A 14,745-nucleotide genomic window follows, 5' to 3' on the forward strand; every position below is an offset into this window, starting at 1 on the left:
AGGAAGCTCAGTCACGGGCACAGACTAGGGATCGGCTCGGCGCCCCGAGAAGAGGTGCCCACAGGTGAGGCCCGGAGAACGCGCCTCTCCGGCGCCCAGCAGCCGTCTCGAATAATGGATGGTCGTCTCAGCACATGGGATTCCGGTTTGTGGGATGGGAGTCCAGTCCCTGAGACTCATTGACATGACGCCCGTACTGACCCCGACGTACCTCGTGGCTCGCCGCCACGTGGACCTCGGTCGTACGCGCAGCGCCATGTGTTGGCATCGCTGAATTCGCCGCCCCCAGCCCCTCCGCGCTCAACGATGCGCGCGGCCATCAGCGAACAAGGACTCAGCTCCCGTGCCTGACTTGCGTTTCCAGTCCCAGCCACCTCGGCACACCGAGGTCCCGCGCCCCAAGCGCGCGGAGGGCCAGTGGTCGCTCGGCTACACCGAGCCGCTGAACAAGAACGAGCAGTCCAAGAAGGACGACGACCCGCTCAACGTCCGCGCCCGGATCCTGCACATCTACTCCAAGCGCGGCTTCGACTCCATCGACCCCGCCGACCTGCGCGGCCGGTTCCGCTGGATGGGGCTCTACACCCAGCGCAAGCCGGGCATCGACGGCGGCAAGACCGCGGTGCTCGAGGAGGAGGAGCTGGACGCCCGCTACTTCATGATGCGGGTCCGCTCGGACGGCCGGCTGCTCTCCTCGCAGACCGTGCGGGCGCTCGGCACCATCGGCGTCGACTTCGCGCGCGACACCGCCGACGTCACCGACCGGGAGAACATCCAGTACCACTGGATCCGCATCGAGGACGTCCCGGAGATCTGGAAGCGGCTCGACGACGCCGGCCTGAGCAGCCTGGAGGCCTGCGGCGACTCGCCCCGGCCCTTCCTCGGCTCCCCCGTCGCCGGCGTGGCCGCGGACGAGATCATCGACGGCACCTGGGCGCTGGAGGAGATCTACCGCCGGTACATCGGCGACCCGCGCTTCTCGAACCTGCCGCGCAAGTTCAAGACCGCGCTCACCGGGCACCCCAGTCACGACGTCTCCCCTGAGACCAACGACGTGTCGTTCGTCGGCACGGTCCACCCGGAGCACGGCGCGGGGTTCGACCTCTGGGTCGGCGGCGGCCTGTCGACCAACCCGATGCTGGCGCAGAAGGCCGGTGTCTGGATCCCGCTGGAGCAGGTGCCGGACGTCTGGGAGGCGGTGGCGTCGACCTTCCGCGACTACGGCTACCGGCGGCTGCGCTCCCGCGCCCGGCTGAAGTTCCTGGTGGCCGACTGGGGCATCGAGAAGTTCGTCGAGGTGGTCGAGAACGAGTACCTCGGGCAGCGCCTCGAGCGCACCCCGTCCCCCGCTTCGCCGACCGGGCACCGCGACCACATCGGCGTGCACGAGCAGAAGGACGGCGCCCTGTACGTCGGCATCGCCCCGACCGTCGGCCGCGTCTCCGGCACGCTGCTGGTCCAGCTGGCCGACCTGATGGACGCCTACGCCGTCCGCGGCGCGCGCCTGACGCCGTACCAGAAGATCGTGCTGATCGGCGTGCAGCCGGAGGCCCTCGAGCCACTGCTCGACGACCTCGACCGGATCGGCCTCTCGGCGCGCCCGTCCCAGTGGCGGCGCAACACGATGGCCTGCACCGGCATCGAGTTCTGCAAGCTGGCCATCGTCGACACCAAGAACCGCGCCCGCGACCTGGTCGCCGAGCTGGAGCGTCGCTTCCCCGACCTCGACACCGCCATCAGCGTGAACGTCAACGGCTGCCCCAACGCCTGCGCCCGCACGCAGGTCGCCGACATCGGGCTCAAGGGCCAGCTCGTGCTGGACGACGACGGCAACCAGGTCGAGGGCTTCCAGGTCCACCTCGGTGGCGCGACCGGCCTCGGCGCCAACTTCGGCCGCAAGCTCCGCGCGCACAAGGTGACCAGCGCGGAGCTGGACGACTACGTGACCGCCGTCGTGACGGCGTACCTCGCGCAGCGCACCGACGGCGAGAGCTTCGCCGACTGGGTGGTGCGGGCCGACGAGGCCGCACTACGTGGCGAGGCCCTCCGGGCAGGGGTCTCCGCATGACCGAACCCTTCGAGACGCCTCGTTCCTCGGCTCCTCAGGGACCACGCGCGGTTCCGTTCCACTGCCCCTACTGCGGCGAGGAGAACCTCTTCCCGCGTCCCGACGACGTGGGCGGCGGCTGGGAGTGCCGCGCGTGCCTGCGCGCCTTCGCCGTCACCTTCCTCGGGCAGGTACGCCGGCCGGAGACCGCGTCATGACCGCCGCGACCACCATCCGCGCCCGGGAGAACCGCGGCTCGCACACCGAGGGCCGCAGCCCCGAGGAGCTGCGCGAGCTCGTGTCGCACGTGGGCGCCGAGCTGGAGCTCGCGCCGGCCGAGCACATCATCGAGTGGGCCGTGGCGACGTTCGGCGACCGCTTCTGCGTGACCTCGTCCATGGGGGACGCCGTGCTGGCGCACCTCGCCTCGAAGGTCGCACCCGGCGTTGACGTGGTCTTCCTCGACACCGGCTACCACTTCGTGGAGACCATCGGCACCCGCGACGCCGTCCAGGCGACCATGCCGGTCAACCTGCTCACCATCACGCCCGTGCAGTCCGTCGCCGAGCAGGACGCGGAGTACGGCAAGGACCTGTGGCAGCGCGACCCGGACCTGTGCTGCGCGCTGCGCAAGGTGCAGCCGCTCCAGAGTGCGCTGGCCGAGTACGACGCGTGGGCCACCGGCCTGCGCCGGGCCGAGACCCACAACCGGATCATCGCGCCGGTCGTCGGCTGGGACGCCAAGAAGGGCAAGGTCAAGGTGTCCCCGCTGGCCCGCTGGAGCGACGAGGACGTCGAGCGGTACATCGCCGAGAACCACGTCCTGGTGAACCCGCTCGTGTACGACGGCTACCCCTCCATCGGCTGCGCGCCGTGCACCCGCCGGGTCAACCCCGGCGAGGACCCGCGCAGCGGTCGCTGGGCAGGTACGAACAAGACCGAGTGCGGGATCCATCGATGACCGCCCTCCCCACGAACCCATCCCCTGGTCCCGCCACCGGCGTCGGGGCCCGTCCCGGAAACACCCTGATGAAGCCCGAGAAGAAGAATGAGAGGAGGGCGCGCTGATGGCCGCTCCCGCTCTGGTCGCCCTGGCCCACGGCAGCCGCGACCCCCGTTCCGCCGCCACCATCAACGCGCTGGTCCAGGAGGTCCGCGCGATGCGCCCCGACCTCAAGGTCGAGCGCGCCTTCCTGGACCTGTCCAAGCCGTCGCTGGACACCACGATCGACCGGCTCGCGCGCAAGCACGACGAGATCGTCGTCGTCCCGCTGCTGCTGACGGACGCCTACCACGCCAAGGTCGACGTGCCGTCCGCCGTCGCCGCGGCGTCCGCCGCGCACCCCGAGGTGCAGATCCGCGCCACGCCGATCCTCGGCCTGGAGCCCCGGTTCCTCGAGGTCCTCGACCTGCGGATGCGCGAGGCCCTCAGGGCCGCTCGCGCCCGCGAGCTCGACGCCCTCGTGCTGGCCGCCGCCGGTTCCTCGGACCCGCTGGCCAACCAGTCGGTGGCCCGGCTCGCCCGGCTCTGGGGCACGCACCACAAGCTGCCCGTGACCGCGGCGTTCGCCTCGTCCTCTCCCCCGGCCACCGGTGAGGCCGTACGCGCCTTCCGCAAGGAGGGCCGCCGCCACATCGCCGTCGCCTCGCTGTTCCTCGCCCCCGGCTTCCTGCCGGACCGGGCCGCGGAGCTGGCGCTGGAGGCCGGCGCCGTCGCCGTCGCCGACCCCCTGGGTGCCCACCCGGAGCTGGCCCGGACGATCCTGGCCCGGTACGCCGTCGGTGCGGTGGAGCTGGTCCCCGTCTGACCTCACGAGGTCTCGTGACGGGCCTTGACGGCCCTCCTCGACCAGCGGACTACGGTCAGGCCGTGGACCTGGACCTGGAGACAGCGACCGTCGCGGCGGTGAGCGCGGCGATGGTGTCGGGCGGTACGACGAGCGTCGAGCTGGTCGGCGCGTACCTGGAGCGGATCAACCGCTTGGACCCGCTGGTGAACGCCATCCGCTGCCTGGCGCCGGACGCCGAGGAGCGGGCGGCGGCGCTGGACGCCGAACGTGCGGCCGGACAGGTGCGCGGACCGCTGCACGGCGTGCCCGTCCTGGTGAAGGACAACATCGACGTCGCCGGCCTGCCCACGACGGCCGGGGCGCTGGCGCTCGAGCACTCGGTGCCGGACCGCGACGCTGACCTCGTCACCCGGCTCCGGGACGCCGGCGCGGTGGTGATCGGCAAGACGAACCTCACCGAGATGGCCAACTGCATGGCCCAGGACATGCCGAGCGGGTACTCCTCGCTGGGCGGGCAGGTGCTCAACCCGTACGACGTACGCTTCGACCCGAGCGGCTCGAGCTCCGGCTCGGGGGCGGCGGCCGCGCTGGGACTGGCGACCGTCACGGTCGGCACCGAGACCGACGGGTCGATCCTGTCCCCCGCGGCGAACCAGAGCCTGGTCGGCGTGAAGCCGACCCTCGGGCTGGTGCCCGGCGGCGGCGTGCTGCCGATCGCGTCCAGCCAGGACTGCGCCGGGCCGATGTGCCGCACGGTGGCCGACGCGGCGGCGCTGCTCGGCGTGCTCGCCGCCGAGACGTACGGCGAGGGCTCCGGCCCCGGCACGCTGCGCGGTGCGCGGCTGGCCGTGCCGCCGGTCCCCGACGAGGTACCCGGCCCCGAGGCCGAGCTGTTCCAGGCGGCGCTGGAGGTGCTGAAGGAGCGCGGCGCCGTGCTGGTCGACGTGCCGGCGATCCCGGAGAGCGACGAGTTCCCGGTGCTGCTGCACGAGTTCGCCCGGGACCTGGACGCCTACCTCGCCCGGTTGCCCGAGGGCGCGCCGATCCGCAGCATGGAGCAGCTGGTCGCCTGGAACGCCGCACATGCCGACGAGGCGCTGAAGTTCGGCCAGGTGCACCTGGAGACCGCCGCGGCCGTCGACCACGAGGCCGAGGGGGCGGCGTACGAGCTGAAGAGGGCTCGCGACCTGGCACTGGCCGGCGAGCACGGCATCGACGCGACGCTGGCGATGGCCGACGCAGCGGCGATCGTGTTCCCGGGGCCCTACGGCTGCGGGTACGCCGCGCGGGCGGGGTACCCGAGCCTGGTCGTGCCCGCGGGGTACCGCGCCGACAACCGGCGGCCGGCCGGACTCGGGCTGGTGGGTCCGTCGCGCAGCGAGGGCGTGCTGCTGGTGCTGGCCGCGGCGTACGAGGAGGCCGCGAACGTCCGCAGGGCCCCGTCGGTCGTCAACCCGAGCTTGTTCCGAGGCGTTCGAGGATCTGCGGCCACTGGGTGAGCAGGGTCGCCAGGTGCGTGGTGCCCGGCGCCCGCTCGACCGTGGCCTGCGGGATGCGCTCGGCCCACCACGACGACGCCGCGACGGCGCGGTCGTCCAGCTCGCCGACCCAGATCGACGTCGGGGCGCGCACGTCGGAGGGGTCGAAGTCCCACTCGCGGAAGAGGAGCGCGGCGTCGCGGAGGTACCCGTCTGGCTTGCTCAGCGCGTCCCAGGCGGCGTCGGCCACCAGCCCGGTGCCGAGCCGACCCAGCAGGTCGGCGTCGGCCTCGGGCAGCTCGGCCAGGAACCGCGCCGCTAGCGCCTCGTCGTCCTCGTCGTCGGGGTCGACCTTCGCCCGCCACTCCATGAACCCCGGCCGCAGCCGCTCCATCGCCTCCTCCACGGTGCCCTCGGCCTCGGTCACCTGCATGTCGGGCGCCGAGACGAGGGCCAGGGCCGTGGTGCGCTCGGGGTACGTCGCGGCGAACGCGGCGGCGTACGTCGCCCCCACCGACATCCCGATGACCGCTGCCTGCCCGACGCCCCAGATGTCCATCAGCTCGGCGGCGTCCCGCGCCACCGAGGTGTGCGTGGTGGCGGTCGGTGTCGACGAGCCGTAGCCCGGCCGGTTGAACGACAGCAGCCGGACGCCGGCCTCGCGGGCGGCCTGGTCGCCGGTCATCGCGATCCGGCGGGTGTCGGGCGTGCCGTGGAAGACCAGCACGATGGGGCCGGGGGTCGCCGTGGACCAGTAGCGCAGGGCGCGTCCGTCGCCGAGGAAGACCTTCACCCGACCAGCCTCTCCAGCAGGTGCTCGAGCTGGCGCGCGGGATCCTCGGTGACGCCGCCGTGCACCGGTCCGGGCTGCACGACCGTGCTGCGCGGCGCCTTCAGGAACCCGAACCTCGTGCCGATCGGCTGCTTGGCCGCCTCTCCCCCGCGCTCGTCGCCGGCGCAGACCCCGTCGACGAACGCCAGCGCGTCGCACACCTGGTCCACGTCGATGCGCGGGTCGAGCGCCGTGACCCGCTCGCGGTCGACGTTCCAGGCCGCCTGGAGGAAGTCGGTCGCCTGGCAGTAGAGCACCACGCCGACGTTGAGGAACTCCTCCCGGTCGACGCGGGGCATGCAGCGCAGGACGACGTACTGGTAGGGGTGCTCCGCGCTCATGAGGCGCGCTCCAGCGGCAACCACTGGCGGGTGCCGAGTCGGGCGGTGAGGAACTCGACGTACGCCGCCCGCAGCGCGTCCGGCGAGTCCGCGCCGGGCACCGGTTCCAGCCAGGTGTCGGGCACGTCGGCCAGCACCTCGGCGAAGACCTCACGAGCGAGCACGTCCGCGGCCTCGGCGTCGACGGCGGCCAGTCCGCCCACGCGCGAGCCGAACACGTGGTGGGCCATGTCCCACGGCTGGGCGGCGAACCGATCGGGTGCGGTGACGCCGGCGCCCCACGCGTGGTGGAAGTACAGCGCCGCGCCGTGGTCGATCACCCACAGGTCGCCGTGCCAGCGCAGCAGGTTGGGGTTGCGCCACGTGCGGTCGACGTTGGCGGTGAACGCGTCGAGCCAGAGCACCTTGGCGCCGACCGAGTCGTCGGCACCACCTCGTTCGGCATCGACCTCGCCGTCGAACCCGAACGCCCCCGGCAGGAAGTCCACGCCGAGGTTCGGGCCCGGGCTGGCGTTGAGCAGGTCCTGAACCTCCTCGTCCGCCTCGTACCTGGCCAGCGCAGGGTCGACGTCCAGCACGACGAGCCGCGGGGTCGACAGGCCGAGCCTGGTCGCCAGCCCGCTGACGATCACCTCGGCGACCAGCACCCGCGCGCCCTGGCCGGCGCCACGGAACTTGCAGACGTAGGTGCCCAGGTCGTCGGCCTCGACGATCCCGGGCAGGCTGCCGCCCTCGCGCAGCGGCGTCACGTACCTGGTGACGCGGACGTTCTCCAGACCGTTCACCGACGTCAAGAGATCGGCGCCTCGTCCGTCAGCCGCTTCTTCTCGGCCTCCACGTCGAAGTCCGCCGTCGGCCACTGCGGGTCCAGCCGGCGCAGCGTCTCCAGCAGCAGGCTGCCGATGGCCAGGTTGCGGTACCACTTCTTGTCCGCCGGGATCACGTGCCAGGGGGCGTGCTCGGTGTTGTTGCGCTCGAGCGCGATCTCGTACGCCGCGCGGTACTGCCCCCAGCGCTCCCGTTCGTCGACGTCGCCGGGGTTGTACTTCCAGTGCTTGGTCGGGTCGGCGAGCCGGTCCAGCAGCCGGGCCTTCTGCTCGTCCGGCGAGATGTGCAGCATGCACTTGACGAGGGTCACCCCGCTGTCGACCAGCTCCTGCTCGAAGTCGTTGATCGCGGCGTACCGCCGCTCGATCTCGTCGTGCGGCGCCAGCTCGCGCACCCGGACGATGAGCACGTCCTCGTAGTGCGAGCGGTCGAAGACGCCGAGCATCCCCGGCCCCGGCACCCCCTTGCGGATCCGCCACAGGAAGTCATGGGCGAGCTCTTCCTTGGTCGGCGCCTTGAACGACGTGATCTTCACGCCCTGCGGGTCGACCAGGCCGACGGTGTGCTTGAGCGTGCCGCCCTTGCCCGAGGTGTCCATGCCCTGGAGGACGAGGAGCACCGACCGCTGGCCGTCGTCCTTGCCGGCGAACAGTCGCTGCTGGAGGTCGAACAGCTCCTCGCCGATCGCCCACAGGTCAGCCTTGCCGGACTTCTTGTCCCCGTCGTACCCCGGCGCCGCGTTCGTCTCGATCGCGGTCAGGTCGACCGGGCCGGGCTTCAGACGGAGCAGGTCGGTGAAGGGCTGGGACGTCCCCTGGGCGCTCGACATGCGCCCATCATGTCCGAGATCGCCCGCGTCACTGCGCGGTGGCTGCCCCGATCGTGCGCAGGAGCGGGGGGAGACCGAGGAGCGCGGCCAGCATGACCGCCACCAGGCACGCCCACCCGATCACCATGAGGCGGTCGTGGCGCAGCCAGTGCAGGACACGCGTGTGGATCGGCGGCAACGGGCCCGGCATCCACGAACCGACCTCGTCGGTCCGGTGCTGGGCGAAGTCTTCGGTGTACGGCAACGTCACGGGGGGCCCTCCTGGGCTCTGTCGTTGGGGGGTTTCGACGGAGCGCCGAGGCTCTGGCATGCCGAGCCTCGCTGGAAGGACTGTACGTCAACTCGTTGTCATTGCATTCACTTTCGGTAACAAAGATCTACGCGCGAGTAACAACCGAGCCCTCGTGAGTCCAGGGAGCCCTCACGGGTCGAGCACGTAGACGAGCTCCTCGATGCCGTCGTCAGGAGCGGGCGCCGTCGCCTCCTCCGCGCGATCGCGCCGGAACCCGCACTTCTCCAGGACCCGGATCGAGCCCACGTTGTGCCTGACGACATGGGCATACAGCGGGCGGACCGACACCTCGCCCATGAGCAGGGTGAGGGCCTGCGTCGCGACGCCACGGCCCCACCACTCGCGTCCGACCCAGTAGCCGAGGTGCTGTTGACCATCCGCGGGCCAGCTGCCGATGTAGCCGGCCACCCTGCCGTCCGCGACGATCGTGCGCGTCACGTTGGCGCGGTCGGCACGGACCTTCGCCCAGTGCGCCGCGAACTGCTCCCTGCCTCGAGCCGGGAACGCCGCCATCTCGACCGCCTGGGGATCCGCCTGGTGGCCGAAGAACACGTCGACATCCGCGTCCTCGACCCTCCTGAGACGCACCTCGGGTCTCACCACGTCGGCTCGGTCATGATCAGGCACTCCTCGCACCGGCCAGGCGCTATTCGTGCGGGTCCGCGTCGTCCGGTGCGCCCAGCTCGTCGCGGACGACGGCGAACACCAGGCCGGCGGGATAGCCCTTGCGGGCAAGCATCCCGGCCAGGCGGCGGGTCGCCGTCGCGTGGTCGAGGCGGCGCATCGAGGGCAGCTTCTTGCGGACCAGCGCGCGGGCCGCGGCCTCCTCGACGCCGGGCTCCAGCTCGTCGAGCGCCTCGCGGGTCACCTCGGGGTCGACGCCCTTGCGACGCAGCTCGTCGGCCAGCGCGCGCTTGGCCAGGCCCTTGCCGGCCTGCCGGGACTCCACCCACTGCCGGGCGAACGCCGTGTCGTTGATGAGGCCCACGTCGGTGAACCGGTCGAGCAGCCGGGTCGCGATGTCGTCGGGGACGTTGCGCGAGCGCAGCTTGTCGGCCAGCTCGTGGCGCGAGCGGGCGCGGCCGGTCAGCTGGTCGAGCAGGATCGTGCGGGCGACCGACTCCGGGTCGGCCTCGGGTCCCAGGTCGCGGTCCGCGCCCGGGCGGGAGGAGACATCGGGGACCGGATCCCCCCGGACCGGTCCCCGATCTCCCCCATGGTGAGGCTCGGGACGCCCCTCGTCACCGAGCCACGCCGAGACGCCGGCCTCGACATCTCCTCGCCAGTCAGTCATCGCTCGTCACCTCACCGGGTCTCGACACCGCTCGCTGGCGCTCGCGGGCTCGACCACCCCTAGGTGGTCGAGCCGCCGCGAGGAACGAGCGGCGAGTCGAGACCTAGAAGTCCTCGACCCCGATCGGCTCGGCCGGGACCTCGACGTCCACCTGGGGGCCGACGCCGAGCTTCTCGAGGATCTTCTTCTCGATCTCGTTGGCCAGGTCCGGGTTGTCGCGCAGGAACGTGCGGGCGTTCTCCTTGCCCTGGCCGAGCTGGTCGCCGTCGTAGGTGAACCAGGCGCCGGCCTTGCGGATGATGCCGGCCTCGACGCCCACGTCGATGAGCCCACCCTCGCGGCTGATGCCCTTGCCGTACATGATGTCGAACTCGGCCTGCTTGAACGGCGGGGCCACCTTGTTCTTGACGACCTTGACGCGGGTGCGGTTGCCGACCGGCTCGGTGCCGTCCTTGAGGGTCTCGATGCGGCGCACGTCGAGGCGGACCGAGGCATAGAACTTCAGCGCCCGACCACCGGTCGTGGTCTCGGGCGAGCCGAACATCACGCCGATCTTCTCGCGCAGCTGGTTGATGAAGATCGCGGTCGTGCCGGCGTTGTTGAGCGCGCCGGTCATCTTCCGCAGCGCCTGCGACATCAGGCGGGCCTGGAGGCCGACGTGGCTGTCGCCCATCTCACCCTCGATCTCGGCGCGCGGCACCAGCGCGGCCACCGAGTCGATGACGATCAGGTCGAGCGCACCGGAGCGGCACAGCATGTCGGCGATCTCGAGCGCCTGCTCGCCGGAGTCGGGCTGGGAGACCAGCAGGGCGTCGGTGTCGACGCCGAGCGCCTTGGCGTAGTCGGGGTCGAGGGCGTGCTCGGCGTCGATGAACGCCACGATGCCGCCGGCCCGCTGGGCGTTGGCCACCGCGTGCAGGGCGACCGTCGTCTTGCCGGAGGACTCCGGGCCGTAGATCTCCACGACACGGCCGCGCGGCAGGCCGCCGAGACCGAGTGCGATGTCGAGGGCGATCGACCCGGTCGGGATGATCTCCAGCGGCGCGCGGGTGTCGTCGCCCAGCCGCATGACCGAGCCCTTGCCGAACTGCTTCTCGATGTTGGCGAGCGCGGCGTCGAGGGCCTTCTCGCGGTCTCCACCAGCCATGTGGTCCGTCCTCCGTCTGGATGTCGTTGTTAGATGGCGGGAACGCTAGACACAACCGCCGACAGTCCGCTCGGCCGAGCGTCGACCCTGTGGATCACCGCCTGTCCGACCCTGCGCACCCGAACCTATCGAACAGATATTCGAGCGCGCGAACGACACGCCGGGCTGCCAAGGTGGCCGCATGCCGACCATCGGGGACCTCACGATCCGTCCCGTCGACCCCTGGGACGAGCACGAGATGGACGTGCTCCAGGACCTGTACGTCGAGGCGCAGCGCGCCGAGGTGCCCGACAGCCGCGTCTACTCCCGCGCCGACAGCGTCGCCCTCCTCCGCCGCACCGGTGGGCCCACGTCCTACCACGCCTTCGCGGCCCTGGCAGGAGACACCATGGTCGGGCAGGTGTGGACGGTGGCCGGCACGACCGACAACGTCCACCGGGGTCGCCTGTGGGCGTGGGTGCCGCCGCGCCACGGCCGTCGTGGCGTCGGGACGGCCCTGGTCCGCCACGGCGAGCAGCACCTGATCGACCTCGGCCGGCGTACCGCCCTGACCCAGACCTGGATCGGCGCCGACGGGGTCAGCGGATACCGCCCGTTCGCCGAACGGCTCGGCTACTCCCTCGCCCAGACCCACGTCGAGCGCCGCCAGCAGCTGCCGATGGACGAGGCGAGGCTGGCCCGCCTCGAGGCCGAGGCGACGGCCCACACCGCTGCGTACACCTTCCACGTCGTCGTCGGCCCGATCCCCGCCGAGCTCGCGCCCGGCTACCTCGGCGTCTACAACCTCCTCGACATCGAGTCGCCCGGTGGCGACGTGGAGCACGAGGAGGGCCGGTGGACCGCGGCCGAGCTCGCCGACCAGGACGAGGAGCTGAGCGAGCAGGGCCGCACCCGTGTCACCGTCCTCGCCTCTGACGCGACCGGGGTGGTCGTCGCCTACTCCTGCGCCGTCACCGGCCCGGCCGACCTCGACGACCCCGTCGTAGACCAGCGCGGGACCCTCGTGCTCCGCGAGCACCGGGGCCACCGGCTGGGCCTGGCGGTCAAGTGCCGGCTCACCAGGGCACTGCAGGAGCGCTTCCCGGACCGGACGTACGTCCGCACCACGAACGCCGAGACCAACGCCCCGATGGTGGCGATCAACGAGGCGATGGGCTTCGAGGTCCACTCGGTGGAGGGCGAGTTCCAGCACCGGCTGGGCTGAGGTCCGTACGGCGCGCCGCGACGTACGCCGCCACGCCGACGGCCGCCGGGAGCAGGCAGGTCAGCAGCGCGAGCACGGGGTAGCCCCACCAGGCCACGACCAGGCCGGACGCTCCCCCGGCCCCCGCCGCGGTCAGGTTCATCACCAGGTCGGTCAGGCCCTGGACGTCGGTGCGGCTCTCCAGCGGCGCGTGGTCGGTGACCATGGTCGAGCCGGCGACCGTCGCGCAGGACCAGCCGAGGCCGAGCAGGAACAGGCCGCCGAACACCTGCCACGACGTACCTTCCGGCGACGACGCACACAGCGTCAGCGCGGCCAGCAGCAACGTCGCGCCGAGCATCGCCACCGGCGGGCGGCCGAGGCGGTCGGCCAGGATCCCGACCAGCGGCGAGAACGCGAACATGCCCAGCACGTGCACGCTGATCACCACGCCGATGATCCGCAGCTCGGCACCGCCGTGCTCCATGTGCAGCGGCGTCATCACCATCACGCCGATCATCGCGGCGTGCGCACCGGCCAGCACCACGACCGACGCCAGCAGCACCGGGCGCCGGCGCACGACGGCGAACGCGGTGCCCCAGGACGTATGCGCGACGACGGGTACGTCGGCGGCCCGGCGGGCCGTCAGCAGCGGGTCGGGCCGCAGGAACACCCCGACCACGAGCGCCGCCGCGAGCATCCCGACCGTGCCGACGGCGAACGGGCCGGTCAGCTCGGGCAGGCCGAGGGTGTCGGCGACCCAGCCCGCGGCACCCGTGAGGTTCGGCCCGGCCACCGCGCCGATCGTGGTCGCCCAGACCACCGTGGAGAGCGCTCGGGCGCGTCCGGCCTCGGGCGCGAGGTCGGTGGCGGCGTACCGCGACCCGCTGTTCGCCGCCGTGGTGGCGCCGAGCAGCACGGCGCCCACCAGCAGCAGGGTCATCGAGCCGACCACGCCCGCCAGCACCGCGAGCGCGGCGCCGCCGGCTCCGAGGAGGTACCCGGTCACCAGGCCGACCCGCCGCCCGCGGCGGGACATCAGCCGCGCCAGCAGGAACGACGTCACGGCCGCGCCGAGGACCTGGAACGTCTGGGCCAGTCCGGACTCGGCCTCGGAGCCGGAGATGTCGCGCGCCAGCAGCGACGCGGTCGCGATGCCGATGGTGATGCCGATCGCCCCCACCGCCTGGCTGGCGACGAGGGTGCGCACCGTGTGCCGCTGGACCGCCTCGAGATCGGTGAGCTCGACCGTCACCGGTCGACCGGCGGCAGCTCGAGGACCCGCCACACCACGGCCCACACCGACTTCGGGGTGTCGCCGGCGTCCAGGGCCTCCTGCGGCGTGCGTCCGCCGAGCTCGCCGAGGACGGTGTGGGAGGCCCAGTGCCGGGCGTACGCGGCCCCCAGCGCGGACTCCATCCGGGACCAGAACTCGGTGTGGCGCATCGGTCAGGCCCGTCCCGTCACCGTCGGGTCGCGAACACCGCGAGCCACTCCTCGCTGGGGCGTCCGACGGGCTCGCTCATGCCGTGCTGCACCTCGTCGACCTCCCACCCGGCGGCGGCGAGGTGCTCGCGCAGCGGCTCCTCGCGCCAGAACGTGAAGAACCGCGGTGCGCCGACGTTGCCGTGCACGGACCACCGCGCACCGTCGCCGCCCTTGAGCGTCAGGTGCAGCGCGCCCCCGGGCCGGGTCACGTCCGCGAGCCGCCCGAGGACGGCGGGGAGCGCGTCGCGGCGGACATGCAGCAGCGACGCGTTCGCCCACACCCCGTCGTACGGCGCCCCACCGCGCAGCGGGTCGGTCAGGTCGTCGGTGAGCGGGTCGACGAGGTCGGCCAGGAAGCCGCCGGCGTGCAACCGGTCGACGAAGCCCTGGCTGACGTCGGTACGCCGCACGCTCAGCCCGATCCGCTCCATCTCCTGCGCGTCGCGGCCGGGGCCGGTGCCGATCTCCAGCACCCGCGCCTCGGTGCCGACCATGTTCACGAACCGGATGAGGTTGCTGTGCACCTCGTCGGGCATGACAGCCGTGCCCGCGGCGTACTCCTCGGAGTGCTGGTCGTAGGCCGCGATCGTGACGCGGTCGGCGAGGTAGGCGACGTCGTGCAGGTGGTGCTCGATGTCGTGGAGGTGGTAGCGGCCGAGCGAGGCGATGTTGAAGACGCTGCCGTCGCTGCGGACGCCCTTGCGGCCCCAGTCGTCGTCGGGGACGGAGGCGTACACGTCGCCGACGGCGTACGCCGCGGCGACCAGCGTCGGTCCGATGATCGCCGGCACCTGCTGGTCGTAGCGTCCGGCGACCGCCGCGGAGTCCTGGTCCCAGTTGGGGAAGTGCGGCTCGTGCTCGGTCATCATCGCGATCAGGCGCTCGTGGAAGACCTGGTGCACGTCGTGCACGTGGGCGGCGTACTCCAGCGGCGACCACACGTCCGGCTGGGGGCGCTCGGCCACCTCGGGGACGCCCATCAGGCCCAGCCACACGACGGCGTTCGCGCGGATCAGGTGCGGCAGGTCGGCCACGGAGACCGTCGAGGCGTCGTACCCGCACTCCTCGCACGGGCGGTCGAGGACCCAGGTCCAGTCCTTGGTGTCCGGCGGCACCGGTGCCGGTCCGGACACCGGGCCAGACATCGGGGGGGTCATGGGCGTGATCATGTCAGGCGGATGCCTCGCTTGTCGGGA

General features: G+C 72.2%; 17 protein-coding genes. 6 read left to right on the plus strand and 11 right to left on the minus strand.

Translation table 11 applies throughout. From position 1 onward, the window contains the following. Positions 1 to 343: 343 nt before the first annotated feature. From ISU07_RS09855 to ISU07_RS09875, 5 genes are all read left to right on the plus strand, one after another. Positions 344 to 2,068: a nitrite/sulfite reductase gene (locus ISU07_RS09855; RefSeq protein WP_194706607.1), complete on the plus strand. Its 1,725-nt coding sequence runs from the start codon at positions 344 to 346 to the stop codon at positions 2,066 to 2,068. After that, positions 2,065 to 2,265 carry a hypothetical protein gene (locus tag ISU07_RS09860; RefSeq protein ID WP_194706608.1) on the plus strand — a complete coding sequence of 67 codons (201 nt, stop codon included), beginning with the start codon at positions 2,065 to 2,067 and terminating at the stop codon, positions 2,263 to 2,265. Before ISU07_RS09855 ends, ISU07_RS09860 begins: the two co-directional genes overlap by 4 nt. Further along, positions 2,262 to 3,008 carry a phosphoadenylyl-sulfate reductase gene (locus tag ISU07_RS09865; RefSeq protein ID WP_194706609.1) on the plus strand — a complete coding sequence of 249 codons (747 nt, stop codon included), beginning with the start codon at positions 2,262 to 2,264 and terminating at the stop codon, positions 3,006 to 3,008. The genes ISU07_RS09860 and ISU07_RS09865 overlap by 4 nt, the downstream gene beginning before the upstream one ends. Before the next feature lie 106 nt (positions 3,009 to 3,114). Further along, positions 3,115 to 3,855 (plus strand): sirohydrochlorin chelatase, encoded by a 741-nt coding sequence (locus tag ISU07_RS09870; RefSeq protein ID WP_194706610.1) that lies wholly within the window; start codon positions 3,115 to 3,117, stop codon positions 3,853 to 3,855. A 62-nt stretch (positions 3,856 to 3,917) separates the two neighbouring features. Beyond that, positions 3,918 to 5,336, plus strand: coding sequence for an amidase family protein (locus tag ISU07_RS09875; protein WP_323742525.1), 1,419 nt, complete (start codon positions 3,918 to 3,920; stop codon positions 5,334 to 5,336). On the opposite strand, the gene ISU07_RS09880 is transcribed toward ISU07_RS09875, so the two are convergent. The 8 genes from ISU07_RS09880 to recA form a co-directional block, all read right to left on the minus strand. Then, a complete protein-coding gene (locus ISU07_RS09880; protein WP_194706611.1) occupies positions 5,287 to 6,108 on the minus strand; it encodes an alpha/beta fold hydrolase in 822 nt (273 codons plus the stop codon). The two genes, ISU07_RS09875 and ISU07_RS09880, sit on opposite strands and share 50 nt — an antisense overlap. Beyond that, positions 6,105 to 6,488 (minus strand): DUF3037 domain-containing protein, encoded by a 384-nt coding sequence (locus tag ISU07_RS09885; RefSeq protein ID WP_194706612.1) that lies wholly within the window; start codon positions 6,486 to 6,488, stop codon positions 6,105 to 6,107. Before ISU07_RS09885 ends, ISU07_RS09880 begins: the two co-directional genes overlap by 4 nt. Then, on the minus strand, positions 6,485 to 7,273 hold the full coding sequence (locus ISU07_RS09890; RefSeq protein ID WP_194706673.1) for a HipA family kinase: 789 nt from the start codon (positions 7,271 to 7,273) through the stop codon (positions 6,485 to 6,487). Before ISU07_RS09890 ends, ISU07_RS09885 begins: the two co-directional genes overlap by 4 nt. Before the next feature lie 5 nt (positions 7,274 to 7,278). After that, positions 7,279 to 8,145 carry a polyphosphate kinase 2 family protein gene (locus ISU07_RS09895; protein ID WP_194706613.1) on the minus strand — a complete coding sequence of 289 codons (867 nt, stop codon included), beginning with the start codon at positions 8,143 to 8,145 and terminating at the stop codon, positions 7,279 to 7,281. A 28-nt stretch (positions 8,146 to 8,173) separates the two neighbouring features. Beyond that, entirely contained in the window at positions 8,174 to 8,395 is a 222-nt protein-coding gene (locus ISU07_RS09900; RefSeq protein WP_194706614.1) for a hypothetical protein, read from the minus strand. A 171-nt stretch (positions 8,396 to 8,566) separates the two neighbouring features. Beyond that, entirely contained in the window at positions 8,567 to 9,040 is a 474-nt protein-coding gene (locus ISU07_RS09905; protein ID WP_323742526.1) for a GNAT family N-acetyltransferase, read from the minus strand. A gap of 43 nt (positions 9,041 to 9,083) precedes the next feature. Beyond that, positions 9,084 to 9,731: a regulatory protein RecX gene (locus ISU07_RS09910; RefSeq protein ID WP_194706615.1), complete on the minus strand. Its 648-nt coding sequence runs from the start codon at positions 9,729 to 9,731 to the stop codon at positions 9,084 to 9,086. A 103-nt stretch (positions 9,732 to 9,834) separates the two neighbouring features. After that, a complete protein-coding gene (gene recA / locus ISU07_RS09915; protein WP_194706616.1) occupies positions 9,835 to 10,878 on the minus strand; it encodes a recombinase RecA in 1,044 nt (347 codons plus the stop codon). A 181-nt stretch (positions 10,879 to 11,059) separates the two neighbouring features. Here recA and ISU07_RS09920 point away from each other — a divergent pair, with 181 nt between their 5' ends. Continuing rightward, positions 11,060 to 12,082, plus strand: a complete 1,023-nt coding sequence (locus tag ISU07_RS09920) for a GNAT family N-acetyltransferase (protein WP_194706617.1) — start codon at positions 11,060 to 11,062, stop codon at positions 12,080 to 12,082. On the opposite strand, the gene ISU07_RS09925 is transcribed toward ISU07_RS09920, so the two are convergent. The 3 genes from ISU07_RS09925 to ISU07_RS09935 are packed head-to-tail and all read right to left on the minus strand — an operon-like array spanning position 12,018 to position 14,706. Further along, a complete protein-coding gene (locus ISU07_RS09925; RefSeq protein WP_194706618.1) occupies positions 12,018 to 13,316 on the minus strand; it encodes an MFS transporter in 1,299 nt (432 codons plus the stop codon). The two genes, ISU07_RS09920 and ISU07_RS09925, sit on opposite strands and share 65 nt — an antisense overlap. Beyond that, a complete protein-coding gene (locus ISU07_RS09930) occupies positions 13,313 to 13,507 on the minus strand; it encodes a DUF3046 domain-containing protein (RefSeq protein ID WP_194706619.1) in 195 nt (64 codons plus the stop codon). Before ISU07_RS09930 ends, ISU07_RS09925 begins: the two co-directional genes overlap by 4 nt. A gap of 17 nt (positions 13,508 to 13,524) precedes the next feature. Continuing rightward, positions 13,525 to 14,706 (minus strand): methyltransferase domain-containing protein, encoded by a 1,182-nt coding sequence (locus ISU07_RS09935; protein ID WP_228521587.1) that lies wholly within the window; start codon positions 14,704 to 14,706, stop codon positions 13,525 to 13,527. Between the last annotated feature and the right edge of the window lie 39 nt (positions 14,707 to 14,745).

It is taken from the genome of Nocardioides islandensis, assembly GCF_015352455.1.
GTDB classification, from domain to species: domain Bacteria; phylum Actinomycetota; class Actinomycetes; order Propionibacteriales; family Nocardioidaceae; genus Nocardioides; species Nocardioides islandensis.